The organism is Arthrobacter glacialis (assembly GCF_002909415.1).
GTDB classification, from domain to species: Bacteria; Actinomycetota; Actinomycetes; order Actinomycetales; family Micrococcaceae; genus Specibacter; species Specibacter glacialis.
Genome location: NZ_PPXB01000005.1, coordinates 224,385 through 249,084, shown reverse-complemented (window position 1 = coordinate 249,084; position 24,700 = coordinate 224,385). Strand labels below are relative to the sequence as shown.

The window sequence follows — 24,700 nt, the reverse complement described above, 5'->3', positions numbered from 1 at the left end:
GCGGAACTGGCCAACGCCGCCAAGAATAACTTGGATGTGGGCCTTCATACATGGCCAGGGAAACGGCCAAGTACGGCGAGCAGCAGGGCTTCAAAGTAACATGCAAGAATCCCGTCAGGGATGGTCCGCAAGGCGCCCTGGGCCGTTGCGGGCCATCCCTTCTTTACTTTTTCGATCGGAACATCAATGTCACTCTTCACCATCGGTGAGCAGGATTTCATGCTCAATGGAAAACCCCACCGAATACTGGCCGGTGCCCTGCACTATTTCCGGGTGCATCCGGACCAGTGGGCGGACCGGATCCGAAAGGCACGCCAAATGGGTTTGAACACCATTGAGACCTACGTGGCCTGGAACATGCACGCCCCAACCCCCGACACCTTTGACACCACCGGGGGGCTGGACCTGGGCCGTTTTCTGGACTTGGTCGCCGCCGAAGGCCTGCACGCCATTGTTCGGCCCGGGCCTTACATTTGTGCTGAGTGGGACAATGGCGGACTGCCGGCCTGGTTGTTTGGCAGTGGAAATCCCGTGATCAGGTCCTCTGACCCGGTCTATATGAACCTTGTCCGCAGGTACTTTGAACAGCTGGCCCCCATCCTGGTTCCCCGGCAGATCGACGCCGGCGGCCCCATCATCTTGGTGCAGATTGAAAACGAGTACGGTGCCTACGGTGCCGACAAGGATTATCTTCAAGAACTGGTGGAACTAAACCGGCAGATTGGTTTGAGCGTCCCCTTCACAACCGTGGACCAGCCGGAGCCGGACATGCTGGACAACGGGAGCCTGCCGGGCCTGCACAAGACAGGCTCCTTTGGTTCCCGCGCGAAGGAACGCCTGGCAACACTGCGCCAACACCAACCCACCGGTCCCTTGATGTGCTCCGAATTCTGGGTTGGCTGGTTTGACCATTGGGGCGCCCACCACCACACCACCGCGGCAGGGCAGGCGGCCCAGGAACTGGAGGATCTGCTCGCGGCTGGAGCCTCAGTCAACATATACATGTTCCATGGCGGAACCAACTTTGGGTTCACCAACGGAGCCAACGACAAGGGCGTTTTCCAGCCAACGGTCACCAGCTACGACTACGATTCGCCACTGGATGAATCGGGGCACCCCACGGCTAAGTACTGGGCGTTCAGGGAAATCCTGGCCCGCTACACGGAGCTTGATGAGCACGACGTTCCGGCGGCCAAGGAAGAGGCGTGCTCCCTGGAGCTGCCCCTGACACAGGAACTTTCCTTGTGGGATTACTTTGACGCAACCGCCGATTGGACCGGCTCACAAGAACTAACCAGCACCGATGCCATGGGCCACTACAGCGGATTTAGTGTTTACCGGACCCAGGTTCAGGCAAGTGCGCAGGCAGTCCTTGAATTTGAGGAAGTCCGGGACCGGGCCCAGGTCTTCCTCAACCGCCAGCATGTTGGGACTCTTTCACGGGACCAAAAGGAAACGTCCCTGGTGCTGCCGGCACACAGTGGTGGGACCCTTGAGGTTTTGTTGGAGGACCAAGGCCGCGTGAATTATGGACCACGCCTGGGTGAGCCGAAGGGCTTGATCGGCTCTGCCAGGCTGAATGGGGTGCCGCTGAAGAATTGGCAGGTGTCGCCGCTTCAGCTGCTGGCTGGCGGCCCCGTTTCGCAAGCCTTCGACGGAGTGCCGCAACAACAGGTGGAGGTATTGGCCGGACCGGTATTTGCGCGGGCCACGTTTGACCACCCCGTTGCCGGGGACCTGTATTTTGCCACGCACCACTGGAGCAAGGGGTTGGTGTGGGTCAATGGTTTTTGCCTTGGGAGGTACTGGGCCCGCGGGCCGCAGCAAACCCTCTACGTTCCGGGAACATTGTTGAAGCCCACGGGCAATGAGGTTTTGGTGCTGGAATTGCATTCGGCAACCCGCGCCATGGTCTCCTTCGTTGCCGAGCACAACTTGGGGCACACGGAGTCCTAGGGCGTTCAGCGCCGGGTAACTTCCTGGAGGGTGCCGCCACGGAACACCTCATTGTTCCGTGGCGGCACCTCTTTTGGGCCGTGGCCTAGATGAAATCCATCTCCACCTGCAGGAATGACTCGGCCGAATTGATGGCCTGGGCGAAGGCTTCTTCCTCGGTGGGGGACTGCTTGGGGGTGCGCAGATACCATTCGTGGATGGTGGTGTGGACCCGAATCACCCCTCCGCTGGCCGGGGCGTAAAACAGGCCAAAACGTTGAACCGGCCACTCGGCGGAGGTTTCGATCCCCACTAGCAGGGCGGCACCCAATGCCGGATTGAACCACTGGGCGATGGGTCTGCGCCTGTCCTCGAAAAATAGTCCCGCTGCGTAGCGGCTCGCCACGGTGGGGCCCATTTCGGCGCACAGCCGTTCACGCCATAACGGCAGAATCTCCGTGTCATGGCGTCGCCACACTGCTGGGACCAAGGGCTGGTCGCTATGAGAGCTCACACCCCAATTTTAGCCACTCCTGAACTAGTTGCTAGAGGGAATCTCACATACTGTGCAGAAGAGCAGCCCGCGGCGGAAAAAATACTACTCGCAGGCCACGCCGTCGCCGTCGCCGTCCAATTTGGTGCTGTAACCCGGCTGGCCAGCACGAATGGGCGCGGCTCCAGCGGCGCGAACAGCGGAACAGTTCTTGTAGAAAACATCCGGCGCCTGGACCAGCGGGGCCGCCGGCACCATTGCGGGTGGGGCCGGCGCAGCCTCCACAGGGGCCACGGGAGCAACCGGAGCCACGGGCGGCACAATGACCGGCTTCACCTGCGGTTCGGCAGCGGGTGCAGTTTGATTGGTGGGCACTTCAATGGCCGCGCAGCTGGCCAAGACCTTCGCCATGGCGTCATGCTCCGCCTGCGTTATCCACAGGGAGTAGGTGGCCTTGACGGAAATCTGCCGTGCCACATAGTCGCAGCGGTAGCTCTTGTTTGGCGGCAGCCAGCTTGCCGCGTCACTGGCACCCTTTTGCTGGTTGGCGGGGCCGTCCGCCGCCAGCAGATTCAGTGGATCGTTGGCGAGGGCTGTGCGCCGGGCAACGCTGAGCTGCTGGGCGCCCTTTTGCCAGGCGTCGTTGAGCGCCACAACGTGGTCAATCTGGACGGCGCTGCTGGTGGCCGAGCCGCGAACAAAATCGATGGTGGTTGCCGTGTAGGGATCCGCCAAAACACCCGTCAGCACCAGGCATTCGCCGGTTCCGGGCTTGAACGTCTTGGCGTTCAGGTCCCGTTTGAGGATGTCATTGCGCGTATCGCAACCGTTCCTGTCCACATCGGCCCAAGCCTGCCCAAACTCTTCCCGGCTGTAGCCCGTCTTGGGGGCCCGGCCCTTGATGGGAATCGTGGCCAGCACTGCTACGGCCGTGGCCGCAAATGCTGGCTGGCTGTTGGCGGCCAGATCGGCGCCGCCGGCGTCTGGAACCACATCGACTTCGAGCGGGGCGCTGTCAGCCGGCGTCGTTGTGGGTTCGGCAGGGACACCCTGGGTTGGCATGCTCGACGCCGGGGCCGCAGCGGGTGCCGGGGCGCCGCCACATGCTGTGCCTAGGAATAAAACGGAGGCCAGGACCGTGCCCACAATGAATTCGGTGGCCCCAACAGGGCGGGTGCTGCGTACAAGCGACAAGACAGAGTTCTCCCCGGATAACGGATTGTGGTGAACGTCCAGCCTACCGCCAGCCACCGACAACGTCGGTCTCAAGCCCAAGGGGTCAGGCGGCGGTGACCTCTGCCAGGATGCTGCGCAGGATTTCTTCGCCCGCCAGGATGCCGCGCACCGAAGTGAGTCGAAGATGGGCGGCTAGGTATCCGACGTCGTGCAGTTCTCCGTGGATGGGCCGGAAGGCAAGGGTGGCGTCGGCGAGCATGTCCGCATCCAGCAGCGAATCTCCCGCGGCAATGACCGTCGTGGCGCCTGTGCGGCGGGCAACCTCGGCCAGGGCGTCAGTCTTGTTGATGGGCACGGGGACGCAATACAGCTTCCGACCCTGCACCGAGACAGTCCAACCGGCCTCCGTGCACACACGTGTCAGCTCAGTGAGAAACGCCTCCGGCATGGCGTCGCGGTCAATGATGGCGTAGACAAAAAGGTCCTCGGCACGGCGCAAACGCAGGATCCAGCCGGCAAAATCAGGGTTGGCCAGATAGGCCTCAATGGTTTCCAGCGGGGCGCAGGCTGCTGCCATCTTTGCCGTGAGCTGTTCATGCCAAGCCGCGTCCGGGGTTCCGTGGTGCAGCAGCACGCCGCCGTTGGAGGTGATGGCGTATTGGGGGACAGGGCCGGGCAATTGCACGCGCTCATATTGGGCCTGTGTACGGGTGGTGACGGGCACAAAAGTGGCTGTGTGCTTGAGTGCCAGCAGGTGTTCCTGGGCCGTGCGGGTCATGTAGGAGAGGGGTGCGCCGTCGTACACCTCAGCCACCACCATGGCGGGGGCGTCCTTGTCGGCGCCCGTGAGCCAGAGGGCGTTCTTGGAATAGATCAGCGTCCGGTCAAGATCGCAGGCTACAAGAATCGGGGTATTCATGCGTTGTGTACTGCCTTACCGTCGGCGCCCACGGCGCTTTTATCGAATTGGGGGTGGATCAGGCCGACACAGCTGTAGGGAAGGTCCGGCACCGCCTCCACGGGGACTCCGCGTTGTTGCGCCAGCAGCAGCACGTGGGCCACGTCGTCCATGGCGTCAGGGTTGACCAGCACACGCCACGGGACGCGGCGCAGCAGCACGCGCGTGGTTTCACCCACGCCCGGTTTGACCAGGTTGACGTTGTTGATTCCGTACTCTGTGCTGATCCGCTCCACTGCCTGCCAGCCCACCCAGGTGGGGGCCGGGGCGGCGGCTGTATGCTGCGCCAGCTGTTGTTCAACGGCTGCTTGAACTCCCGGAAAGTGCGCACAGATGGCGGCCAGGAAGTCGTTGGAAACGTCGGCCGGGGCCAGTTCGGCATAAAACTTGGCGCCGTGGAAATCGTGGGGGCCAATGTGGTCGGTGTTGAAAACGGTGCGCGACACCAGGCCTGACACTGTCGAGTTCAGGCAGGCCGAGGGGATCAGGTAGTCCTCCCGGGTGCCGAACATCGACACGCAATGCCCGGGATCGGCCAACACGGCAAGGTCATCCGGAAAACGGACGCCATCGCTGGCCGCGAAAGCGTCCAAGGCGGCGCTCAGCTCCCGTGAAATGGCTCCCTTGCCCGTCCAGCCGTCCACAAACAGTATCCGGGCAGGGTCAAAATTGGCTGCCAAGTACCGCAGCGCCGTTTGATCCAATCCCACTCCGCGCACAATGCTCATGGTGAAGTGCGGCAAGTCCAGACCGTGAATCTGTTGGGCCCAGCGGCGCATCAAAATGCCAATGGGTGTGCCGGCGCGTGCTAGGGACACCAGTACGGGCCGGTTTTGGCGGGCGGCCAGGGCCAGCTCGGTCACGACGCCTACGGCCGTGGCAATACGCTCCCCGGCGCGTTCCACGGCTTCCTGGTACAGGGCCTGGTATTCGGGGCTTGGCGTGTACTCAACCGGCAGGGACTCGGCGTAGTTCGCCGCACCCGATTGGATGGCGTGCTCGCGGTCGGCTGTTGGCGCCTCCAAGGCAAGGTGGCTCAGGTCCTTCAACAACCAGGTGACCTCACTTGCCTCGTAGGAGCCAAAGTCCGGCCCGGTCAGGGGCGTGGGGAGTGGAAACTGGCTCATGGCTGATCCTTTGTGGCGGTGGCGGATGGTGCATCAGCGGGCAGGAGAACCACCACAACGTCGTCGGCGGCTGTTCGCAGCGCCCCCGCCAGTGGCGGAAGGTCGGTGGCGGGATCGCCCTGCAGAACCGCTTGCCTGTTGGTGCCCGGCTCCGGGAACACCACAATGGTGCCGGGGCGCTGCCCCGGTCCGTTGAGGTTGTAGGCAAAGCGCACGCCCGGGCCGTCGGTGGTTAGGTCGTGGCTGGCAAAGGTGAGTGCCCCGGCAATGGCATAGTCGTCCCGCGCGAGAGGGACTATGGGGGAGCGGGTGGTGGTGGAAAAACGCACGGCGATCTCCGGCAGCATGGCGGCCAACACATCGGCAACGGCCAGCGGCAGGAACATGTTCTCCTCGGTTCCCACCACAACCACAGGCCCGCGCAACGCCAGGCTGCTCAGATGTTCGGCGACCTGGCCGGCCACCAGCGCAATGGTGGCCTCCTGCGGCGGCGCGGCGTTGCCAAATCTGTCGCTGCGTACGGGCGCCACGTCCTGCGCCGCGAGCTCCAGCATGGACAACCGGCCGGGCTCCTCTGCTGCAACTACTGGCTGCGGCAGGGTGGCAAGAAGCTCCGCAGCCTGGTCCAGAATGTCATCGGCGAGCTCAACACGGCCCGTTCCCAATGCTGCCACGGCAATGCGGCAGCCCAGCTCATCGGCCAGCGCATCAAACCGTGCCCTGTCCGTGTCGCTGCGCAGGTCAATGAGGGCAGCCACCACATAGACGGGGTGCGGGATGAGCGCGTGCAGCTCGCGGATGGTGTTGATGACGGTGGAACCCGTGCTGAGCTCGTCGTCCACCAAAATCACGGGACCTGCCCCGTCAAACCAGTGCGGATCCGTGGGTGCCAAGCTGTGCGAGGTGGCGTGCGAATGCCCCTCTTCAAAGCCGGCCGCGGAGGGAATCCCCGGTGTGGCATGGCGGGTGGAGTGGATGTAGTAGGCGCCCAGGGCATTGGCCACCAGGCGCCCCAAGCCGGTGGCCGTCTCTGCATAGCCAAGGACCACGGCGCCTGCAAGCTGTGTGCGCATGCCCGCCACCGCACCGGCCAGGGCGGCTACGGCATCCGCGCGATGCCCGGTCGGGCTTTGCAAGACTGTTGCCAATTGCGTGGCGGCGTCCGCAAGAGCCTGGTCCGGAACGGCGTAGATGGGCATGGCCAGCCGGTCGCCGGCGTCGTACGTGAGCCTTGAAAGCTGCCTGGCAACAAAGGCGCCCAACAATTCCCCGGCGGCGATCACCAGGGCAGGTTCGGTGGGGACATGTTTGGCCAGCACCTTGGAGACCAAGAGGTGCGCCCGTTTGGGGTTGCGGCGCAGCGCCAAACCAACCAAATCCTGCACTGCCACGGCGCTGCCGGGATCGGAGTGGATGCGGACTTTGAGGCGCTCGGCAACAAAGCCGCCGCTCCAGGCAGGGCCAGGCTGGAGGTGATCAGCGGTGGAAGTGTTCATCTCATGCTCGCTTCCAGGAGGTCCACGAACGTGACGTTGGCGGCGGAAACACCAAAGGCATCGGCGCGCAACAAGGTCCGTTGGGCCCAGGCTTGGTGGGGTTTCATCTCATTCATTTTGTTCCCATAGGGGGATGCGGCGGCGCCGCCGCCAACGTTTGAAGCGATAGCCAGCGCATCGAGGTATTCCTCATGGCTGACAACGCTCATGGCATGCACCAAAGCAACGTGGGTGGGATGGATGACCGTCTTGCCCAACAAGCCGTTGGCCAAATCCAGCTCAATCTCCCGAATCAGGGTGTCCAGGTTTGCCGTCATGATGCGTTTGCGCAGGTTCTGCTCGTCCTGGCGCGCAAACGGTGTGACACGCAATTGTGGACGCAGCACCCGCTCAGTGTTGGAGTAGTGTTCCCAGACGGGACCGGAGATGACAAAGCCGCCCTCCGGCCGCCCCAGCACGTTCACAATATCCCCAATGACCCCTGCCACCACGTTGACGTCGTAGATGGTCAAATCTCGGGAGCGGCGCAACCCAAAGGTGCTGGACATGTCGGTGGCGCCTATCCGCACCGACAAAATGTCCTCGCGGTTGGCGGCCAGCAGCGAGTAAATGTTTGTCAGCGCAGCAGCCCGCGTCTCCAAGTGGATCACCGCGGGCGATTCCAGGATGGGCATGATGCGCAGCCGCCGTCCCGGCACGCCATCGGGGCTCTGTGCGCCGTCGAGCCCCAACTCGGTCTGAACCACATGCAATGCCTGCAGGAACGCGGCACCCTTGCCCGATTCGTTGTCGAACTTGGGGATCACAAAACCCGTCAGCAAGGACGTGGCGGCACCTGCACGGCGCGCCACCGAGAGCAGCTGTTCAGGTGTGCGGACGCGCACAAACAGCAAGGGCAGATCGTGCTGGTGCCCGGCGAGCGAAAGCAGGGTGGAAATGACGTTTTCCTCGGCCCGCGGCACTTCTGCGTCGGAGATGGAATCCTCCAGGCACAGCACCATGGACACGCAGCCCAGATCGCGTTGGCGCAGCACGTCCTTGACCAGGTCCAGTCGATTGGCCGGGGTGTACAGGGTGCCGCCCAACGCCACCGCGAGGAATGCCGGGCTGCTGGCAGGGCTCACCTCCGCAGGGAGGCGGTGGAAGAGCTGGGCGGACTGGGATTCGGTCAGAGAGCGGAAATGTCGCATTAGCCCTTTCAAGCTGGGGCAGGGTTTGCGGCCCTGCAGGGAAGGAAACTAGCGCCCGTAGGCGGAGGCTGGCGCCCTGTGTGTCATGGAAAAATCAAACTCCGCCCAGACCTCAATGTCGGGCCAATCGTGCGGGACAGGCTCCGCGCGAAGCTCCAGAACATTGCCTATCCGGTGGACCAGCAGCACTATCTGGGTGCCGTTGGTGGCCGGGGGCACCGCAATGGATTCACCGGACAGCAGCCGCACACCCATGGCGGCGCTGCTGCGGTTGATAAAAATCGCCCGCCGCAACTCACGCACATGACGCAAAGAAATTAATGCGTCCTTGCCGTGATAGCCCACCAGTTCACGGTTCCCGGCTGTCATGACGGGAGTCCCCGCCTTGTGCCCGTCAGCAGTGGCGCCACCTGTCACGCGGCGCACGCTTTCCCATGCCACGGCCGAGCAACCGCTGACCACCATGGTGCCAACAGCCGATTCAAGGGCAGAGAGCCGCAACACCCGTTGGGCCAAATTCAGCTCATACAGCTCCGCGATTCCCGGGGCGGGGAAGAGCAGCTGGACCTCATGGTCCTCGTTTTGGGCCTTCTCACGCTGGGCCGCCAACATTTGGGCCCGACCATCGGTGGCCAGCACCGGGGCTGCACCTCCCAGAACCAAGCCCGCGGGGCGCTGGGCACCCGTTGATCGGGCTGGCGGTTGGGGTGCTTGGGTTGCTTGGGGCCGAAGCGTCAGCGAGGGGCTGGATGCGGCCGGACTGCTGGGCGCTGTTGCGCGTGCGGGCACCGAAAGTCCGGCCGTTGCCGCGGCACCGGGTGCGTCTTGGGTGCGGCCCGGTTTTATCCGCCGCCGCAGGAAGGGCAGATCGGTGCGTGGGTTTGCAGGAACATTCACCGGGGCGCCCTACAGACTGATTCCGTAGTCCTTGGCCACTCCGGCCAAGCCTGTGCTGTAGCCCTGGCCCAGAGCCCGGAATTTCCAGTCCGTGCGGTGCCGGTACAGCTCACCAAAGATCATGGCGGTGACGGAAGCCAGCTGGATCGCAGCAATGTCAAAGCGCACCAGTTCGCGGTTTTGCGCGTTGGCCACCCGGATATGGGAGCTGCGAACCGAGGCGAAAGTCCCTTGGCCGCGAACCTCAGGATCCACATAGGCGAGGAAAACAATCTTGGCAACGTCCTGCGGGACCTGGTTGAGCAGAACATCAATTTGTTCCTGGTCCGCGTCACCGATGAATGTCATCGACGCATCGGCACTGACCAGCTGGTTGAAAAAGACCAGATGGTCGTTGGAGATGGCCTTGCCGTCCGTGTTGCACATAAGCGCAAAAGGCACCAGTTCCACCTGCGGGCCATTGCTGGGGATGGTGTCCCAGCCCATACCCACCACCACGTGGTCCAGGTCTGGATTTTCAGCTGTCAGGGCGGCGTTTGCCCCCGGTACTAGTGCTGCCACTGTTGGCCCTCCAGACGCAATGGGTCCCTTTCTTGAACTGGTTGTTGAAGTTGCAAGGCAACATCCTGGGCGGAAAATTTATCCGCCAAAAAGCGCCCATGGGTGGAGAGTTCCTCCACAGCGCCGATGCGAATCTGGTTCAGCAAGTCCGCAAGAGTTTCCTCAAGGGTGGCCAGCTGCTCCGCAAACATGAACGTTGCCTTCGATTCCTCGTCATGATGCGCCGGCGGCAAGGCCAGGTACGCCTGCAAGGGCGTTGGCACGTAGCTGGTGATCATGGCGTTGAGCAGCACCCGCTGCTCTGTGGAGCAGCCACGGACACTGATATCGGCCACAGCCTCCTGCATGAGGTCGCCCAGATGGCGCAGCTGTGACATGAGCAGGGGAGGCAGCTTGCTCCCTGCCCTGCGCACGGCAGAGCGCAAGCTGTCCACAGCTGTGCCCATCTCGGCAATCTCCTGTGCCACGGGATCCACTGCGGGGAGGTTTGGCTGCTGCGGTGCTGACCCGCCACCAAACCTGCCCGCCACAAAACGGCCAATCATCGCACTACCCTTGCTTCGTCGTCGGTACGTTCTAGGCTACTCCCGATCGGACTGGCGGGACCGCTCCAGGTACGGCTTGGCCTTGGCCAGGCCGTCTTCGAGGGCGTGCACGGTGCCTTCCATGTTCTTGGCGGCAGACGCCCGGAACGTGTCAATGGCATCCATGGTCTCAAAGACGTTGTCGAAGGCCTTTTGCAGCGTCTCAACACTGACGCCGGAGCTCGCGGCCTGCTGGTGAATGCGCACGGTTTGATCCTTGAGCATTTCACTGGTCTTCAAAATCATGTTGTTGGTGGTGGTGTTGATGGCATCGATCTGATCCAGCACCATCTTCTGGTTGGCGAGGGCTTGGGCCACGATGACGGCCGTGCGCAGGGCCGAAATGGTGGTGGTGCGGGCCCTGTCAACGCCCTTGATCAGTTCAAGGTTGTTTTTGCGGATCAAGTCCATGGCCAGGTAACCCTGGACGGACACTGCCAGCTGGGTCAGGATGTCCTGGTGGCGCTGGCGGATGGGGAAGAGCACATCCGCTTCCAGCTTCTGGGCCTGCTCAATCTGGCCCGAGGCGCGGGTGGCGTCGATCTTCTCAACACAGGCGCCATCCAGGGCCTTGGCGAACACGGCGTACTCGCTCAGGCTTTGCATGGTCTCCCAGAGCTTGACCTTTTCCCCTGCCAGCGAAGCATTGTCCTTGAGGAGTTCATCCTGGCCGGCCATGAGGGATTTGATGATGGCGTCGAGCTGGGTTTGTGCCGACTCGTACTTCTGGAAGTACTTGGCCAGCTTGTTGCCACCGGGGATGAAGCCCAGGATCTTGCGGCCGGTGCTGAGGTCGGCGTTGTTGGGCGTCAGGTCCTCAACGGTGGTGCGCAGATCATTCAAGGTGCCGGCCACATGGGCCTGGGCGCCGTTGCCGCTCTTCTTGGCTCCGGCAATGGAGGTGGTGGAGCGCTCCAGCATGCGGCTGGAGGCGTCCGAGGAGCTTGTCATCTCGGAGCCGGCCAGCTTGGAAATGCCATCCACCTTGCTGGTGAATTCGGGGCTGCGGGCATCGAAGTCGGCAATCTCGGCGATGAAATCCTTCGCCTGGCGGCTGATCTCCGCCTGACGTTCTGCCGGGACAGGCACCATTCCGGGTGCCTCTTCGGCCACAACAATGCCGGGGGCGTCAGGGGCTTTCAGCACGAGGGCAGTTTCAGACTCGGTGGGAGGTGTCAAAGGTGAAGTCATAGTGAGATCCAATTTCCAGTTGCCAGGGGTGAAGTGATTGGGGCCCTGTTGCAGACGCGCCAACGGCTGCAACAGGGGAGGGCGGAGGAGCTGGGTGGAGCCGCGCCCGCGAGGGTCCCAAGCCGAGGTACGAGGCTAGGGAGCGGGGGCGGACTAGCCCATGGGGACGCCGAAGTCGGACACAATTCCAGCCAGGCCGGAGGCGTAGCCCTGGCCGACTGCCTTGAACTTCCATTCGGCGCCGTTGCGGTAGATCTCCGCAAACAGCATGGAGGTTTCCGGTGCGGCGTCTTCGCTGAGATCAAAGCGGACGATCTCGTTGTCGTTGCTCTGGTTGATGACACGGCAGTAGGCGCCGCGCACCTGGCCAAAGTTCTGGCCGCGCGTATCCGCCTGGTCGATGGAGACAACTATGACAACGCGCTCAACATCCGCGGCAACCTTTGTCAGGTCAATCAGGATCTGCTCGTCGTCGCCCGCGCCTTCACCTGAACGGTTGTCACCGAGGTGGGTTACTGAGCCGTCCTTGGCTGTGGGTTGGTTGTAGAAAATGAAGTCATCGGCGGAACGAACCTTGCCGTTGGCGGCGACCATGAGTGCAGAAGCGTCCAGGTCAAACGCCTCACCAGTGGTGGTGCGGGGGTCCCAGCCCAAACCAACCACGGCCTGCTGCAGGCCCGGATCAGTTTTGGTCAGAGAAAGGTTGTTGCCCTTTGCAAGCGTCAATCCAGCCATGAGATCTTGTCCTTACGTTGTTGATATTCGGAGGTGGCTCTTCTGGGAAAGAAAAGCCTGTGTGCTGTGCCCTGGGTTGGGCGAGGCACTAAAAGTTAGTCCAGAACAATTCCGTAGTCCGTGGCAATGCCGTGCAGTCCGCTGGCGTAGCCCTGGCCGACGGCGCGGAACTTCCACTCCGCACCGTTGCGGTAAATCTCGGAAAACACCATGGTGGTTTCCGAGGCGGCGTCTTCGGAGAGGTCGTAGCGAACAATTTCGATGTCGTTGTCCTGGTTGACCACGCGGCAGTAGGCGTCACGGACCTGGCCAAAGTTCTGCCTCCGTGCGTCAGCTTGATCAATGGAGACAACTATGATGACGCGTTCAATGTCCGCGGAGACAGCATTGAGGTCGATCAGGATTTGCTCGTCGTCACCGTCGCCCTCGCCCGTGCGGTTGTCGCCCAGATGCTTGACCGAGCCGTCTTTGGCTTCGAGCTGGTTGTAGAAGATGAAGTCATCGTTGTTGCGGACTTTACCGTTGCTGCCTACCAACAGGGCTGAGGCGTCCAGGTCGAAGGCTTCACCACTGGTGGTGCGGGGATCCCAGCCCAAACCAACTACGGCCTTGCTCAAACCGGGGTCGGCTTTGGTCAAGGATAGGTTGTTGCCCTTGGAAAGCGTTAGAGATGCCATGAAAGCTAAAACTCCTTAGATACGAAGCTGTCGGAACGATTGAACTGTTGGCGACACCCTACAGGGCGCTGGCGGCAGGCTGGATCAAGTCCATGACTGTGCGGCCGTTGGCACGGTCGCCAATGGCGGTGAATGTCCAGCCCGCAGCATCACGGGAAACCTTCGCCATGACCATGGCGGTGTGGGTGCCGGCATCCGTGAGTTGGAAGCGGGCAACCTCGGGGGAGCCGGGGGTGGAGTCGTCCACCAGGCGGCAGAAGGCGTTCGCCACGGTGTCAAAGGTCTGGCGGCTGTAGCTGCTGATGACAAACACGATCTGGGTGACGGCCGGTGAAACCTTGGCCAGGTCAACCAGGATGACCTCATCGTCGCCGTCGCCCTCGCCGGTGAGGTTGTCACCTGTGTGCTGGGTTGAGCCGTCCTTGCTCTTGAGCTGGTTGAAGAAGACCGTGTCCACTGCGTTGCCGGTGGCGTCAAAGAGGATCGCCGAGGCGTCCAAGTCAACCTCGCCGCCCTTCTTCATGCCGAACAGGCCGCGCTTGACAGGAGCGGCTGAATCCCAACCCAAACCCATGCGCACACGGGTGAGGGAGCCGCCGTCGTTCTTCTTCAGCGAGAGTGACTGGCCCTTTTGTAAGCTGAGTCCCATAACGTTTTGCTCCTTTGAAAATGGTGAGAATTGAGTAATTTGATGCGCTAGCTGGAAAGCTGGTCCACCGAGGGCAGACTTGCCGCAGTCACGCGTTTGTTGCGAACAATTGATGAAATGAACGCCGAGCCGATAAACAGCACGCCGATAAGTCCTGTGATGATTTCGTTGATTTCTACGCTAATGGTTAGCAGCAAGATCAGGGCCAAGGCGCCGATGGCCCAATGCGCGCCGTGGTCCAGGTATTCGTAGTCATCCAAGGTACCCTCGCGAACCAGGTACACGGTCAGGGAGCGGACAAAGATGGCGCCGATCAGGCCAAGGCCCAGGGCGATGATGATGGGGTCGGAGGTGATGGCGAACGCGCCAATGACGCCGTCGAACGAGAAGGACGCATCGATGACTTCAAGGTAGAGGAACAGTATGAACGCCGCCTTGCCGACGGCCTTGCCCAGGCCTCTCGTGGCGGACTTCGCGAGGGCCCCGGCGTCGTCGGCGTCAGTGTCGCCGTCGTTGTCGACGTCGAACAAGTCGCCCAGGCCACGGACCAGGAAGTACGTGACAAGGCCCAGAATGCCGGAGATTAGGACGTCGATTTCCTTGCCAGGGCGCACCATGGTTGCCGAAGCAACCAGGACCAGCAAGCCGATGACCAGGGATGCCCCATTGAGGCGGCCCACGAACGCCAATGGCCGTTCCAGCAGGCCCAACCAGCGCAGCTCGCGCTCCTCAAACATGAAGTCAAGGAACAGCATGAGCAGGAAAATGCCACCAAAGGCGGCGATTTGCGGGTGGGCTTCATGCAGAAGATACGCGTAGGAGCCGGGGTCGTCAATGCTGCCCTTTTCCATGGCCAACCGGATGGCTTCAACGGGGTTGAGGTTGGCTGTCACGCCCACGATGAGCAGCGGGAACGCAACGCGCATGCCCACAACGGCTATCAAAATGCCCACAGTCAGGAACATTTTCTGCCAGAACGCGCTCATCTTTTCAAGGATGCGGGCGTTAACCACTGCGTTGTCGAAGCTCAGGCTGACTTCAAGAACGCCCAGGATTGCGCAGAGAATAAGTGCTTCAAGGCCGCCATAAATGAACGCGACAATGAGAGCCACTGCGGAGATCGCGAACGACCACCCAAACGTTTTCATGAACACGCGCTGACAAGCTCCTCAAAAGTTCCCCAAACAATGCTGACTTAAGGAATCATGGTCGATGCTCTTACGGACCCATCTGCCCCGGTGGAACAGATGAGAAATCGTCCAAACTCAATTATCTCCACTCCCGCTACATATTCCTAATGGAATGGGGGCAATAAAGCTGGGAAAACGCTGGGTATTGGCCGCACATCGCTCGGGTGCCCGCCTAAACTGGCGGGCAAGGCGATCTGAGGGCAATAGTGTTCCCAGCTGCCACCTAGCGCCCGGACCGAAAACGATTGGGGGAATCAAAAAATGGAGAATTCGGCAATTGATGCAAAGTCACGGCTGCGGTCATGCTGCGGCCGTATACTTGCGCAATGACCACAGCTTCTCTGAAAAATATTGACTCCGCCGCGCTGACAGCCCTGCCCAAGGCGGAGCTGCACCTGCACATTGAAGGCACCCTGGAACCGGAGCTGATCCTGGCTCTTGCTGCCCGCAATGGCATCGCGCTGCCGTTTCCCACGCTGGAAACGTTGCGCGAGCAGTATGAGTTCAGCGATCTGCAATCATTTTTGAACCTGTACTACGCCAACATGGCTGTCCTGATCACCGAGGCCGATTTTGCCGACATGACCCGGGCCTACCTGGCCCGCGCCAAGGAATCCGGGGTGCAACACGTTGAGATCATGTTTGACCCCCAGGCGCATGTGGCCCGTGGTGTGGAACTTTCGACGGCGGTCAACGGCATAGCAGCCGCGCTGGCTTCCAGCGAGGCTGAGTTTGGCATCACCACGGGGTTGATTGCTGCGTTCCTGCGTGATGAGTCCGAGGAGTCGGCGCTGGCTGTTTTGGAAGCGCTGCTGGAAATGCGGGCGCCCATCATGGGCATTGGCCTGGACTCTGCGGAGGTGGGGAATCCGCCGTCGAAGTTTGTGCGTCTCTACCAGCGGGCCAAGGAAGCGGGTCTGCATCTGGTGGCCCACGCGGGCGAGGAAGGACCGCCCAGCTACGTGGAGGATGCCCTGGATTTGTTGGGTGTGGAACGCATTGACCACGGGATCAGGGCTGTGGAAGACAAATTCTTGATCAAGCGGTTGGTGACGGAGCAGGTTCCGCTGACGGTGTGCCCGCTCTCCAATGTTCGCCTGCGGGCAGTTGATACGCTGGCCGCCCACCCCTTGCCGCAGATGATCGAAGCGGGGTTGAATGTGTGCGTGAATTCCGATGATCCGGCGTATTTTGGCGGCTATGTGGGCGCCAACTTTGCGGCGCTCGTGGCTGAGTTCGCGTGGGACGCCGCCACGGTGGAGACACTGGCACGGAACTCCATCCGTTCCTCCTTTGCCTCGGCGGAGCGCAAAAGCGAGTTGTTGGCAGATCTGGCGGCGTGGAGTGACACCCACGGCTGATTCAGGAATGCACTTCTGCGCTTTGGCGGCTCATCAGCGGTTCGCCAACCGCTGATGAGCCGCCAAAGCGCAGATATGCGCCAAAAGTTCTAGACGCGGGCCAGCCAGTGGCCCGCCACCTCCACGACGGGGCCGGCCTGCTCCACCAGGAGCAGGGCGCCCAAGGCGCACATGATGATGCCGCTGGAGAGTGTCACGCCACGGGCCGCGCCCGGTCGTGAGCGCAGGAGTTTGCGCGAGCCGGCGGCAATCGCGGTGTAGATGACAGCTGTTGTGGCTACGAACGTCAAGCCCAGAATCATGGATTGCAGCGGCACCGAAAATGCGGCGTCGGACTTGATGAACTGGGGTGTGAGGGCAACGAACAGCAGCATGCCCTTGGGGTTGATGCTGCTGGTGCCAACACCCTGGAGATAGGCGCCCATGTGCGTGCCGGAGGAAGCCGCGCCCGGGGAGCCTGCCGGCAACTCCCCGTTGGGGCCCACCGTCATGAAGCCGGCGCTGCGCCAGGACCTGGCAGTCGTGACGCCCAGCCACAGCAGGTACACCGCGCCGGCCACGGTGAGCCAGATCAGCAGGCTTGGAACGGCCGCCATGAGGGCTGCAATGCCCGCCGCGAGCAAGATGGTGTGCAGCACGTAGCCGCTGCAGAGTCCCGCCACGGCGGGGAGAAAGCTGCGCTTGCCCAGACCCGCGGCAATGGAATAGGCCCAGTCCGGGCCAGGCGTGCACGTCAGGGTGACGGCAACTATGAGGAAACCAATGAGTGCCTACGGTTCCATGCTGCTCCTTGTGGTGGGCTGACAGGAGCAAGCTTAAGGAAAATATCGCCATAAGTGTTTGCCTTTTTAGCCGCAAACCACCGTAGGAGCGATAAGATTTTGCTGTGATTGACGCCATTGACAGAGAAATTTTGCGCACCCTCCAAAATGAGGGCCGGATGAGCGCCACTGCACTGGCCGCCCAGGTGGGTTTGACGGTGGCGCCCTGCCATCGCCGGCTCAAGGATTTGGAGGCGTCCGGCGCCATTAGCGGCTACCGGGCTGTCATCAATCCCAGCTCAGTGGGTCTCGGTTTTGAGGCGCTGGTGTTCGTGACGCTGGCGCAGGTGGACAGGGACACCATTGACGACTTTGAGGCGCAGGTGGCAGCGAACACCCGCATCACCTCGGCCCAGCGCTTGTTTGGCGACCCCGACTACATTCTCAAAGTCATGGCCCGGGATTTGAACGACTACCAAAAGTTCTATGACACCGAGCTGACAAGCCTTCCGGGTGTGCTGCGGCTGCGCTCAACCCTTGTCATGAAGAATCTCAAGCCCGGCGCTGGCCTGCCGCTGTAACTTCCCGGCCCGGGTTCCGGCTCAGCCGAAGTTGTGGTCCCCGGTGCCGTGGTCGATCAGCTCCCGGACAATGTCCGCATGCCCGGCATGGCGGGCGGTTTCCTCCACCATGTGAACCAGCACCCAGCGCATGGACACCGTCTCCCCGTCCCAGCTGCTGCCCGTCTCTTCAAGTCCGACGGCGGCAATCACCTCATCCGCGGCGGCGCAGGCGCGCTGGTAGAAGGCTAGGATACCTGCCGTGGTCTCCTCGGCGGTGGCCCGCATGTCGGCTTCGGGATCTGCATCCACATCGGGCAGCGGTTCGGTGGGCCGGCCAAAGGTCTCGCAAAACCAGCCGTATTCCACCGCCGCCAAATGCTTGATCAGGCCCAAAAGATTCGTCCCGGATGGAACCATGGGGCGGCGCAGATCGGTGTCTGAGACGCCGTCGAGCTTCCACACGACGGCGGCACGGTGGCGTTGCAGCGCCACATGCAGGCACGTCTTTTCATCACCTTGCGGCGGAACGCGCAAAGCACGCGGTGATACGGACATGGTGGTCTCCCTGGGTGGCCGTGCCTGTGCCGTCCAAGCTACAGCAGTGGGCTCGGCGGGGGAAGCAGCCAGTGAATCGGGTGGCCGGATTCGCAACTTAGGGTGTGGTCAGTCCACATCCCAGCCGTTTTGCCCTACAGTGGGAATCATGAAAATTGCGCTGTTCGCCACCTGCATCGTTGACGCCATGTATCCGCGCACTGCACAGGCCACTGTTGCCTTGCTGGAACGGCTGGGACACGAGGTGGTGTTCCCGTCCGGGCAAGCCTGCTGCGGCCAGATGCACGTGAATTCTGGCTATTTCAAGGAAGCCCACGCGGTGGTGGCCAACCATGTTGAAGCATTCGACACGGACGACTACGACGTTGCCGTGGCGCCCTCGGGATCCTGCGTGGCCAGTGTGAAACACCAGCACGAATTGGTTGCCCGCCGATGCGGTGACGCAGCGCTGGAAGCCCGGGCCGCCGTCGTAGGCGCAAAAACCTATGAACTCTCACAGATGCTCACTGACGTCTTGGGCATCACCAACGCGGCCGAGCAGCTGGGATCCTACTTCCCGCACAAGGTCACCTACCACCCCAGCTGCCACGGCATGCGGCTGCTGCGCCTGGAAGACCGGCAGCTGAACCTGCTGGCGAGCGTGGGCGGGATCGAGATGGTGGAACTGCCCGAGGCTGAGCAATGCTGCGGCTTTGGTGGCACGTTCTCCATGAAGAACGCCGACGTCTCCAGTGCCATGAATGCTGACAAAGCAGCGAACATCTGCGGCACCGGAGCCGAGTTGTGCTCCGGTGGTGACGCCAGCTGCCTCCTGCACATTGGCGGCGGGTTGTCCCGGCAGGGCAGCGATGTGGGCACCCTCCACTTTGCTGAGATCCTTGCCAGCACCCTTGAAAACCCCGCAACCGTCTCAGGCGTCGTCAAATTGGCAGGGAGCAAGCGATGAGCAACACTTTTCTGGGCATGCCAACACTGCCGGTATTTGGCCAGGGCAACATCAACGCCACGGAGTCCTTCCCCCAGGCTGCCCGCAGGGAACTGGCCAACACCCAGCTGCGCGCCAACCTGGGCCACGCGACCCACACCATCCGTGACAAGCGCCTGAAGGTGGTGGCGGAGCTTCCCGATTGGGAGGACATGCGCAATGCTGGCAGCGCCATCAAGGACGCCACCATGGCGAACCTGCCGGCCTTGTTGGAGCAGTTTGAAGCAAACTTCACTGCACGTGGCGGCATCATCCACTGGGCCCGCGACGCCCAGGAAGCCAATGAGATTGTCACCGCCCTGATCCGGGAAACAGGTGAAACCGAGGTGGTCAAGGTCAAGTCCATGGCCACCCAGGAGATCGGTCTGAACGAATACCTGGAAGAGCAGGGCATCGCCGCCTATGAGACCGACCTGGCCGAGCTCATTGTGCAGCTTGACCACGACAAGCCCAGCCACATCCTGGTGCCCGCGATTCACAAGAACCGCAGCCAGGTCCGGGAGATCTTCCTGCGAGAAATGCCGGTGGTGGACCCGAACCTCACGGATGAACCGGCACGCCTGGCCGAGGCGGCGCGCAAGCACCTGCGCAAGAAGTTCCTCTCCGCCAAGGTGGCTGTCTCCGGCGCCAACTTTGGGCTTGCGGATACGGGCACGCTGACTGTTGTGGAATCCGAAGGCAACGGCCGCATGTGCCTGACCCTGCCGGAAACCCTCATCACCGTCATGGGCATTGAGAAGCTGCTGCCCACGTGGAGCGACCTTGAGGTGTTCATGCAGTTGCTTCCCCGGTCCTCCACAGGTGAACGGATGAACCCGTACACCTCCCTGTGGACTGGAGTCACCCCCGGCGACGGCCCGCAAAATGTGCACCTGGTCATGCTGGACAACGGCCGCACGGCTGCCTTGGCCGATGAATATGGCCGGACGGCGCTGAACTGCATCCGCTGTTCAGCCTGCATGAACGTGTGCCCCGTGTACGAGCGCACCGGCGGGCACGCCTACGGCTCCACCTACCCGGGCCCCATTGGTGCCATTCTTTCCCCACTCATGACGGGCACCAAGAGCGAGGAAAACAGCTCCCTGCCCTACGCCTCCTCACTCTGCGGTGCATGTTTCGATGCCTGCCCCGTGAAGATCAACATCCCCGAAATTCTTGTCCACCTGCGCGGCGAGGACGTGGATTCCAAACGCGCCAAGCTCAAGGTCCCCACCCAGATGGACCTCATGATGAAGGGGGCGCAGTGGGCGTTCTCCAGCGGATCGCACCTGAATCTGCTGGAAAAGGGCCTGCCTCTGGGCAAGCTGGTGGCGGGCCGGGACAAGGTCATCAAAAAACTGCCCGGCATCGCCGGCGGCTGGACCCAAAGCAGGAACATTCCAGCCCCGCCCAGCCAATCGTTCCGCCAATGGTGGGACAAGGAGCACAAGCCCGGTGCCGCCGTCGTGCCCGGCACCACAATAAACGAAGGGGAGCAGGCATGAGCGCCCGCGAGGACATCATGAACCGGATCAAATCGGCGCTGCGTGACGCCCCGGAGACCCCTGTGGTGCCCCGGGCGTACCGCCGCAGCTCCACCATGAGCGACGCGCAACGGCTGGAACAGCTGGTGGACAGGCTGGTGGACTACAAGGCCAACGTTTTTCTCACCCCGGCAGCAGAGGTGCCCGCCAAGCTGGCCGAACTGCTGGCTGGCACCTCCTCCATTGTGGTTCCGCACGGGCTGCCCCAGGAGTGGCTTTCGGCACTGAAGGACGACGCCGGGGCGCCGGCTGTGCACGTTGACTCGCCGGAGCGCCGCCTCACCGTGGCCGAGTTGGACGCAGTTGACGCTGTGGTCACGGGTGCTGCGACGGCGGTTTCGGAGACCGGCACCATCATGCTGGACGGCAGCGACGATCAGGGCCGGCGGATCATCTCGCTGGTCCCGGACAGGCACATCTGCCTGCTCCATGCCGCGGACATTGTGGAGGTGCTGCCCGAGGCCATTGCACGCCTGGAGGCAAGCCGCCCGCAGACCTGGATCAGCGGGCCTAGCGCCACGAGCGACATTGAACTTGAACGCGTTGAGGGCGTCCATGGCCCGCGCACCCTGGACGTGATGATCCTGACGTAGCATTCTGACCTGACCCTCCCCACGCCCTCCCCAGCCTCGTTCCTCGGCCAGGGAACCCTCGGGCGCCCGGGCCCAACGCCGAAAAATGGCACGAAATCGCGTATTTTCGGCGTTTTCCGCGGGCTAGTTGAGTTGTTGTGGGCTCAGTGATGCGGGGAATTTTGGGCCCGATGGGGTTCCCAAGCGGCGCCTGCGGTGGAAGCATGGCCAGCATGAGATCCTCGGAGTTACTGGCAGACGCCTACAGCCGCATCGACACCATTGTTTCCGGTGTCCTCACCGGGCTGGAGGTGGACAAAGCGAACTGGCGCCCGGCCGGGAGCGGGAATTCCATCGCCTGGCTCATTTGGCACCTGTGCCGCAGCCAGGATGAACAAATGGCGCAGGTGGCAGGCGTGGAATCAGTCTGGCACCGCGGCGCCTATGCCCAGCGATTCGCCTTTGACTTGGAACACGACAGCACCGGGTATGGCCATTCAACACAGCAGGTCGATGCCGTGCACCTCGACTCCACGGACCTCCTGCGTCAATATCACCAGGCAGTGCTTGCGCAGAGTCTGGACTTTATTGGCACCTTGGAGGATGCCGACCTTGACAGGGTGGTGGATAGTCGGTGGAACCCGCCCGTCACGCTGGGTGTGCGCCTCATCAGCATTGCTGACGACTGCGTGCAGCACGGCGGCCAGGCAGCCTACGTCAAGGGCTTGCCGCGAGCCATCTAAGGCAGCCGCCGCGGGATGCTGCCCTTGAGAAACGACCCTTACATATTTGGTGATCCGCCCATAGACTGACTGGAACCCCATAGTCCGCCCTCAAGCACCGGCACTTTTTGTGCCTGGCGTCTGCGCTGGTGGCTACATGGGGTTGTTTTCTTGTTGCACTAGAAGGTTTCACTAGGGACCTTCTGAACTAACTAGGAAGGAAACATATCCATGTCAGGAAACAAAGCCGTTGCCTACAAGGGACCGGGAGTGGTTGAGGTCATTGACGTCGCCTATCCAACGTTTGAACTCAAGGACGGGCCGGGCGTCAACCCGGCCAATGTGGGGCGCAAAGTGCCCCATGGCGTCATCCTGCGCACAGTAGCCACCAATATTTGTGGATCCGACCAGCACATGGTGCGCGGACGCACCACTGCTCCCTCGGATCTGGTGTTGGGCCATGAAATCACTGGTGAAGTGATTGAGGTGGGGCCGGATGTTGAATTTATCAAGGTGGGGGACATCTGCTCGGTTCCCTTCAACATTTCCTGCGGCCGCTGCCGCAATTGCAAGGAACGCAAGACCGGCATTTGCCTGAATGTGAACCCCGACAGGCCAGGCAGCGCCTACGGCTATGTTGACATGGGTGGTTGGGTTGGTGGCCAGGCTGAGTATGTTCTGGTCCCTTATGCCGACTGGAATTTGTTGAAGTTCCCGGACCGGGACCAGGCGTTGGAAAAGATGCTGGATCTGACAATGCTCTCGGACATCTTCCCCACAGGTTTCCATGGTGCCGTCACTGCCGGTGTCACAGTGGGCTCCACTGTTTACATTGCCGGTGCCGGCCCCGTTGGTTTGGCAGCTGCCACCAGCGCGCATTTGTTGGGGGCAGCTGTGGTGATTGTCGGTGACATGAACGCCAGCCGGCTGGCGCAGGCACGGACCTTTGGTTGTGAAACCATTGATCTTTCGCAGGGAGATCCAGGCAGCCAGATTGAGCAGCTGCTAGGCGTTCCCGAGGTGGACTGCGCAGTCGATGCTGTGGGCTTCGAAGCGAAAGGTCATGGACATGGGGCCGGTGAGGCGCCAGCAACCGTGCTGAACTCGCTCATGGACATCACGGCAGCCGGTGGCTCAATGGGTATTCCCGGCCTGTACGTCACAGGCGATCCCGGCGGCATTGACGCCGCGGCACAAAAGGGGGCGCTGAGCCTGAGCCTTGGCACCGGCTGGGCCAAATCACTGTCCTTCACAACGGGGCAGTGCCCGGTTATGAAGTACAACCGCGGCCTGATGATGGCGATCCTGCATGACAAGGTCTCCATTGCCAAGAACGTCAACGCCAAGGCGATTCCCCTCATGGATGCACCGCGCGGCTACGCCGAGTTCGACGCCGGTGCTGCCACGAAGTACGTCCTCAACCCGAACGGCTACCTGAACTAGCCGGACCTGCAGTTTCGCCCATCCCACCTGTGTGGCAGATATTGGACCGATTAGCCCGAATTTGGGTCGATTTGCTCCAATATCTGCCACACAAATTCTTTAGGCCGGAGACAGGGGGTGGCGCAGCGGCCAGTCGGTGCCTTCCAAAATGATTTGAGCACAAACGCCATTGTCGGGGTTGACCACAATGGGTGCTGACAGGTTCACAGTGCTCGTGACTCCTGGATTGACTACCACCAGGACCAAGGATGACTCCTGGCTCGCGCCGATGGCGGCGAGCTCCGCCGCGGGCAGCCGCGGTGTGTATGCCGAAATATACACGGCCGGATCCAGCACAAAAAGCCTCGCAGCACCGTGTAGGGAGGTCAGGGAAAACAGGCCCGGCGTGTCGGCAATTTGGGTCAGCGTGAAATCGGTGCTCGGTTCCAGGCCCGGCGGCGGGCTCAGGAAACGCAGCTGTTCCAGGTTCGTGACGGCCGGGCTCATCGCAGGAAGTCCATCAGGGTGGTTGACAGCACCTTCGCCGTGACACTCAGGGATGCCTGGTAGGCCAGCTCCTGCGTCTTCAGGTCAAGGATTGCCTTGCCCAAATCAAGGTCTTCAACGCTGGCACGCTGGGATTCCAAGTCAACCTGAGAGCTGACGTTGATGTCCTTGGCCCGGAGCAGTTCGGCATGCCTGGCGCCTACCTCGGAGCGCTGTCCAATCACCTTCTCGAGGGCTACGTTGACGGGGCCTATGGACGCGGAGACGTCAGCTCCTGAGCGCAGATCGGCGGAAACTTTGGAGATCAGCTCGAACACCGAATTTGCGGCGGTACCAAAGATGGCGGCACCGTCGGCATCAACCCGAATGCTTGCCTCGCCACTGATGCGCCGCTGGACGGTGCTGCCGGGCGCTCCGGTAAATGTGGGCGGGGTGCCGTCAACGAAGGCGCTTCCCGCATCGGAGTTCCCGGCAAAAATGGTCCGGCCCAGGTACTTCGTGTTCGCCTGGACTAGCAGGTCGGCCCGGATGGAATCAAGCTCCACGGCGATCGCCTCCTTGGCCTGTGGGGACGCGGCTCCATTGGCGCCCTGGAGGGTGAGCTGCTGCACACGCTGCAGCAACGCCACAGAGGTGTCCAGGGCCGAGTTGGCCGTGGTGAGCCAGCCGTTGCCATTGTCAATGTTGCGGCCGTGCTGGGCCGACTGGGCCTGCGCTGCGCGCACAGCAAGGGAGTCGGCTGCCGCGGCGGGATCATCGGAGAGACGGACATTCTTTTGAAGCGTATTGGCCCGCAGCTGTGCCTCCGCCAGCCGTGCCGCGTTGGCCTGCATCCCGCGCTGTGCCGCGGTGGATGTGGTTTGCATGGTG

Annotated in this window: 26 protein-coding genes; 8 read left to right on the top strand and 18 right to left on the bottom strand. The window is 62.0% G+C overall.

From position 1 onward, the window contains the following. Positions 1–186: 186 nt before the first annotated feature. The gene (locus CVS28_RS08120) at positions 187–1,956 is read left to right on the top strand and encodes a glycoside hydrolase family 35 protein (RefSeq protein ID WP_103481234.1); all 1,770 of its coding nucleotides are present in this window, start codon (positions 187–189) and stop codon (positions 1,954–1,956) included. An 85-nt stretch (positions 1,957–2,041) separates the two neighbouring features. Here the strand turns inward: CVS28_RS08120 and CVS28_RS08115 are convergent, their stop codons facing one another. The 14 genes from CVS28_RS08115 to CVS28_RS08050 form a co-directional block, all read right to left on the bottom strand. Next, positions 2,042–2,449, bottom strand: coding sequence for a hypothetical protein (locus CVS28_RS08115; protein WP_103465165.1), 408 nt, complete (start codon positions 2,447–2,449; stop codon positions 2,042–2,044). A gap of 84 nt (positions 2,450–2,533) precedes the next feature. Further along, on the bottom strand, positions 2,534–3,622 hold the full coding sequence (locus tag CVS28_RS08110) for a GmrSD restriction endonuclease domain-containing protein (protein WP_243399769.1): 1,089 nt from the start codon (positions 3,620–3,622) through the stop codon (positions 2,534–2,536). Positions 3,623–3,707: 85 nt separating this feature from the next. After that, complete coding sequence (locus tag CVS28_RS08105; protein ID WP_103465166.1) at positions 3,708–4,523, bottom strand: HAD family hydrolase; 816 nt, start codon at positions 4,521–4,523, stop codon at positions 3,708–3,710. Next, a complete protein-coding gene (locus CVS28_RS08100) occupies positions 4,520–5,689 on the bottom strand; it encodes a cysteine protease StiP family protein (RefSeq protein WP_103465167.1) in 1,170 nt (389 codons plus the stop codon). The genes CVS28_RS08105 and CVS28_RS08100 overlap by 4 nt, the downstream gene beginning before the upstream one ends. Then, positions 5,686–7,185 (bottom strand): phosphoribosyltransferase domain-containing protein, encoded by a 1,500-nt coding sequence (locus CVS28_RS08095; RefSeq protein WP_103481197.1) that lies wholly within the window; start codon positions 7,183–7,185, stop codon positions 5,686–5,688. The genes CVS28_RS08100 and CVS28_RS08095 overlap by 4 nt, the downstream gene beginning before the upstream one ends. Then, complete coding sequence (locus CVS28_RS08090) at positions 7,182–8,375, bottom strand: HpcH/HpaI aldolase/citrate lyase family protein (RefSeq protein WP_103465169.1); 1,194 nt, start codon at positions 8,373–8,375, stop codon at positions 7,182–7,184. The genes CVS28_RS08095 and CVS28_RS08090 overlap by 4 nt, the downstream gene beginning before the upstream one ends. Before the next feature lie 48 nt (positions 8,376–8,423). Then, positions 8,424–9,272, bottom strand: a complete 849-nt coding sequence (locus tag CVS28_RS08085; protein WP_103481196.1) for a hypothetical protein — start codon at positions 9,270–9,272, stop codon at positions 8,424–8,426. A 9-nt stretch (positions 9,273–9,281) separates the two neighbouring features. After that, positions 9,282–9,833 (bottom strand): TerD family protein, encoded by a 552-nt coding sequence (locus CVS28_RS08080; RefSeq protein WP_165788102.1) that lies wholly within the window; start codon positions 9,831–9,833, stop codon positions 9,282–9,284. Beyond that, entirely contained in the window at positions 9,821–10,378 is a 558-nt protein-coding gene (locus CVS28_RS08075) for a hypothetical protein (protein ID WP_103465172.1), read from the bottom strand. The genes CVS28_RS08080 and CVS28_RS08075 overlap by 13 nt, the downstream gene beginning before the upstream one ends. Positions 10,379–10,414: 36 nt before the next feature. Then, complete coding sequence (locus CVS28_RS08070; protein WP_103465173.1) at positions 10,415–11,608, bottom strand: toxic anion resistance protein; 1,194 nt, start codon at positions 11,606–11,608, stop codon at positions 10,415–10,417. Positions 11,609–11,761: 153 nt separating this feature from the next. After that, entirely contained in the window at positions 11,762–12,343 is a 582-nt protein-coding gene (locus CVS28_RS08065; protein WP_103465174.1) for a TerD family protein, read from the bottom strand. 95 nt (positions 12,344–12,438) lie between these two features. Continuing rightward, a complete protein-coding gene (locus CVS28_RS08060; protein ID WP_103465175.1) occupies positions 12,439–13,020 on the bottom strand; it encodes a TerD family protein in 582 nt (193 codons plus the stop codon). A gap of 58 nt (positions 13,021–13,078) precedes the next feature. Continuing rightward, entirely contained in the window at positions 13,079–13,669 is a 591-nt protein-coding gene (locus tag CVS28_RS08055; RefSeq protein WP_103465176.1) for a TerD family protein, read from the bottom strand. A 47-nt stretch (positions 13,670–13,716) separates the two neighbouring features. Then, positions 13,717–14,817, bottom strand: a complete 1,101-nt coding sequence (locus CVS28_RS08050; protein ID WP_243399768.1) for a DUF475 domain-containing protein — start codon at positions 14,815–14,817, stop codon at positions 13,717–13,719. A 368-nt stretch (positions 14,818–15,185) separates the two neighbouring features. On the opposite strand from CVS28_RS08050, the gene CVS28_RS08045 reads away from it, so the two are divergent. Then, positions 15,186–16,220: an adenosine deaminase gene (locus CVS28_RS08045; RefSeq protein WP_103481194.1), complete on the top strand. Its 1,035-nt coding sequence runs from the start codon at positions 15,186–15,188 to the stop codon at positions 16,218–16,220. A gap of 89 nt (positions 16,221–16,309) precedes the next feature. On the opposite strand, the gene CVS28_RS08040 is transcribed toward CVS28_RS08045, so the two are convergent. Then, positions 16,310–16,984: a LysE family translocator gene (locus CVS28_RS08040; RefSeq protein ID WP_103481193.1), complete on the bottom strand. Its 675-nt coding sequence runs from the start codon at positions 16,982–16,984 to the stop codon at positions 16,310–16,312. 122 nt (positions 16,985–17,106) lie between these two features. Here CVS28_RS08040 and CVS28_RS08035 point away from each other — a divergent pair, with 122 nt between their 5' ends. Further along, on the top strand, positions 17,107–17,562 hold the full coding sequence (locus CVS28_RS08035; RefSeq protein WP_103465181.1) for an Lrp/AsnC family transcriptional regulator: 456 nt from the start codon (positions 17,107–17,109) through the stop codon (positions 17,560–17,562). A 21-nt stretch (positions 17,563–17,583) separates the two neighbouring features. Here the strand turns inward: CVS28_RS08035 and CVS28_RS08030 are convergent, their stop codons facing one another. Further along, entirely contained in the window at positions 17,584–18,099 is a 516-nt protein-coding gene (locus CVS28_RS08030) for a DinB family protein (protein WP_103481192.1), read from the bottom strand. Between the two features lie 148 nt (positions 18,100–18,247). Here CVS28_RS08030 and CVS28_RS08025 point away from each other — a divergent pair, with 148 nt between their 5' ends. The 5 genes from CVS28_RS08025 to fdhA all read left to right on the top strand — a co-directional run bounded on the left by CVS28_RS08025 (position 18,248) and on the right by fdhA (position 23,344). Next, positions 18,248–19,045, top strand: coding sequence for a (Fe-S)-binding protein (locus tag CVS28_RS08025; protein ID WP_103481191.1), 798 nt, complete (start codon positions 18,248–18,250; stop codon positions 19,043–19,045). Further along, the gene (locus CVS28_RS08020; RefSeq protein ID WP_103481190.1) at positions 19,042–20,568 is read left to right on the top strand and encodes a LutB/LldF family L-lactate oxidation iron-sulfur protein; all 1,527 of its coding nucleotides are present in this window, start codon (positions 19,042–19,044) and stop codon (positions 20,566–20,568) included. Before CVS28_RS08025 ends, CVS28_RS08020 begins: the two co-directional genes overlap by 4 nt. After that, entirely contained in the window at positions 20,565–21,200 is a 636-nt protein-coding gene (locus CVS28_RS08015; protein ID WP_103481189.1) for a LutC/YkgG family protein, read from the top strand. Before CVS28_RS08020 ends, CVS28_RS08015 begins: the two co-directional genes overlap by 4 nt. 212 nt (positions 21,201–21,412) lie before the next feature. Beyond that, the gene (locus CVS28_RS08010) at positions 21,413–21,922 is read left to right on the top strand and encodes a mycothiol transferase (RefSeq protein WP_103465387.1); all 510 of its coding nucleotides are present in this window, start codon (positions 21,413–21,415) and stop codon (positions 21,920–21,922) included. A gap of 210 nt (positions 21,923–22,132) precedes the next feature. After that, positions 22,133–23,344, top strand: coding sequence for a formaldehyde dehydrogenase, glutathione-independent (gene fdhA, locus CVS28_RS08005; RefSeq protein ID WP_103465186.1), 1,212 nt, complete (start codon positions 22,133–22,135; stop codon positions 23,342–23,344). Positions 23,345–23,443: 99 nt separating this feature from the next. On the opposite strand, the gene CVS28_RS08000 is transcribed toward fdhA, so the two are convergent. Next, positions 23,444–23,830, bottom strand: coding sequence for a flagellar assembly protein FliW (locus CVS28_RS08000; RefSeq protein ID WP_103465187.1), 387 nt, complete (start codon positions 23,828–23,830; stop codon positions 23,444–23,446). Next, complete coding sequence (locus CVS28_RS07995) at positions 23,827–24,696, bottom strand: flagellin N-terminal helical domain-containing protein (RefSeq protein ID WP_243399767.1); 870 nt, start codon at positions 24,694–24,696, stop codon at positions 23,827–23,829. Before CVS28_RS07995 ends, CVS28_RS08000 begins: the two co-directional genes overlap by 4 nt. Between the last annotated feature and the right edge of the window lie 4 nt (positions 24,697–24,700).

Bases quoted from the DNA above. Each gene is read 5' to 3' on its own strand.
- CVS28_RS08120 (WP_103481234.1), top strand. From the start codon at position 187: ATGTCACTCTTCACCATCGGTGAGCAGGATTTCATGCTCAATGGAAAA.
- CVS28_RS08105 (WP_103465166.1), bottom strand. From the start codon at position 4,523: ATGAATACCCCGATTCTTGTAGCCTGCGATCTTGACCGGACGCTGATC.
- CVS28_RS08100 (WP_103465167.1), bottom strand. From the start codon at position 5,689: ATGAGCCAGTTTCCACTCCCCACGCCCCTGACCGGGCCGGACTTTGGC.
- CVS28_RS08095 (WP_103481197.1), bottom strand. From the start codon at position 7,185: ATGAACACTTCCACCGCTGATCACCTCCAGCCTGGCCCTGCCTGGAGC.
- CVS28_RS08090 (WP_103465169.1), bottom strand. From the start codon at position 8,375: ATGCGACATTTCCGCTCTCTGACCGAATCCCAGTCCGCCCAGCTCTTC.
- CVS28_RS08075 (WP_103465172.1), bottom strand. From the start codon at position 10,378: ATGATTGGCCGTTTTGTGGCGGGCAGGTTTGGTGGCGGGTCAGCACCG.
- CVS28_RS08070 (WP_103465173.1), bottom strand. From the start codon at position 11,608: ATGACTTCACCTTTGACACCTCCCACCGAGTCTGAAACTGCCCTCGTG.
- CVS28_RS08065 (WP_103465174.1), bottom strand. From the start codon at position 12,343: ATGGCTGGATTGACGCTTGCAAAGGGCAACAACCTTTCTCTGACCAAA.
- CVS28_RS08060 (WP_103465175.1), bottom strand. From the start codon at position 13,020: ATGGCATCTCTAACGCTTTCCAAGGGCAACAACCTATCCTTGACCAAA.
- CVS28_RS08055 (WP_103465176.1), bottom strand. From the start codon at position 13,669: ATGGGACTCAGCTTACAAAAGGGCCAGTCACTCTCGCTGAAGAAGAAC.
- CVS28_RS08050 (WP_243399768.1), bottom strand. From the start codon at position 14,817: ATGAAAACGTTTGGGTGGTCGTTCGCGATCTCCGCAGTGGCTCTCATT.
- CVS28_RS08045 (WP_103481194.1), top strand. From the start codon at position 15,186: ATGACCACAGCTTCTCTGAAAAATATTGACTCCGCCGCGCTGACAGCC.
- CVS28_RS08030 (WP_103481192.1), bottom strand. From the start codon at position 18,099: ATGTCCGTATCACCGCGTGCTTTGCGCGTTCCGCCGCAAGGTGATGAA.
- CVS28_RS08025 (WP_103481191.1), top strand. From the start codon at position 18,248: ATGAAAATTGCGCTGTTCGCCACCTGCATCGTTGACGCCATGTATCCG.
- CVS28_RS08020 (WP_103481190.1), top strand. From the start codon at position 19,042: ATGAGCAACACTTTTCTGGGCATGCCAACACTGCCGGTATTTGGCCAG.
- CVS28_RS08015 (WP_103481189.1), top strand. From the start codon at position 20,565: ATGAGCGCCCGCGAGGACATCATGAACCGGATCAAATCGGCGCTGCGT.
- CVS28_RS08010 (WP_103465387.1), top strand. From the start codon at position 21,413: ATGAGATCCTCGGAGTTACTGGCAGACGCCTACAGCCGCATCGACACC.
- fdhA (WP_103465186.1), top strand. From the start codon at position 22,133: ATGTCAGGAAACAAAGCCGTTGCCTACAAGGGACCGGGAGTGGTTGAG.
- CVS28_RS08000 (WP_103465187.1), bottom strand. From the start codon at position 23,830: ATGAGCCCGGCCGTCACGAACCTGGAACAGCTGCGTTTCCTGAGCCCG.
- CVS28_RS07995 (WP_243399767.1), bottom strand. From the start codon at position 24,696: ATGCAAACCACATCCACCGCGGCACAGCGCGGGATGCAGGCCAACGCG.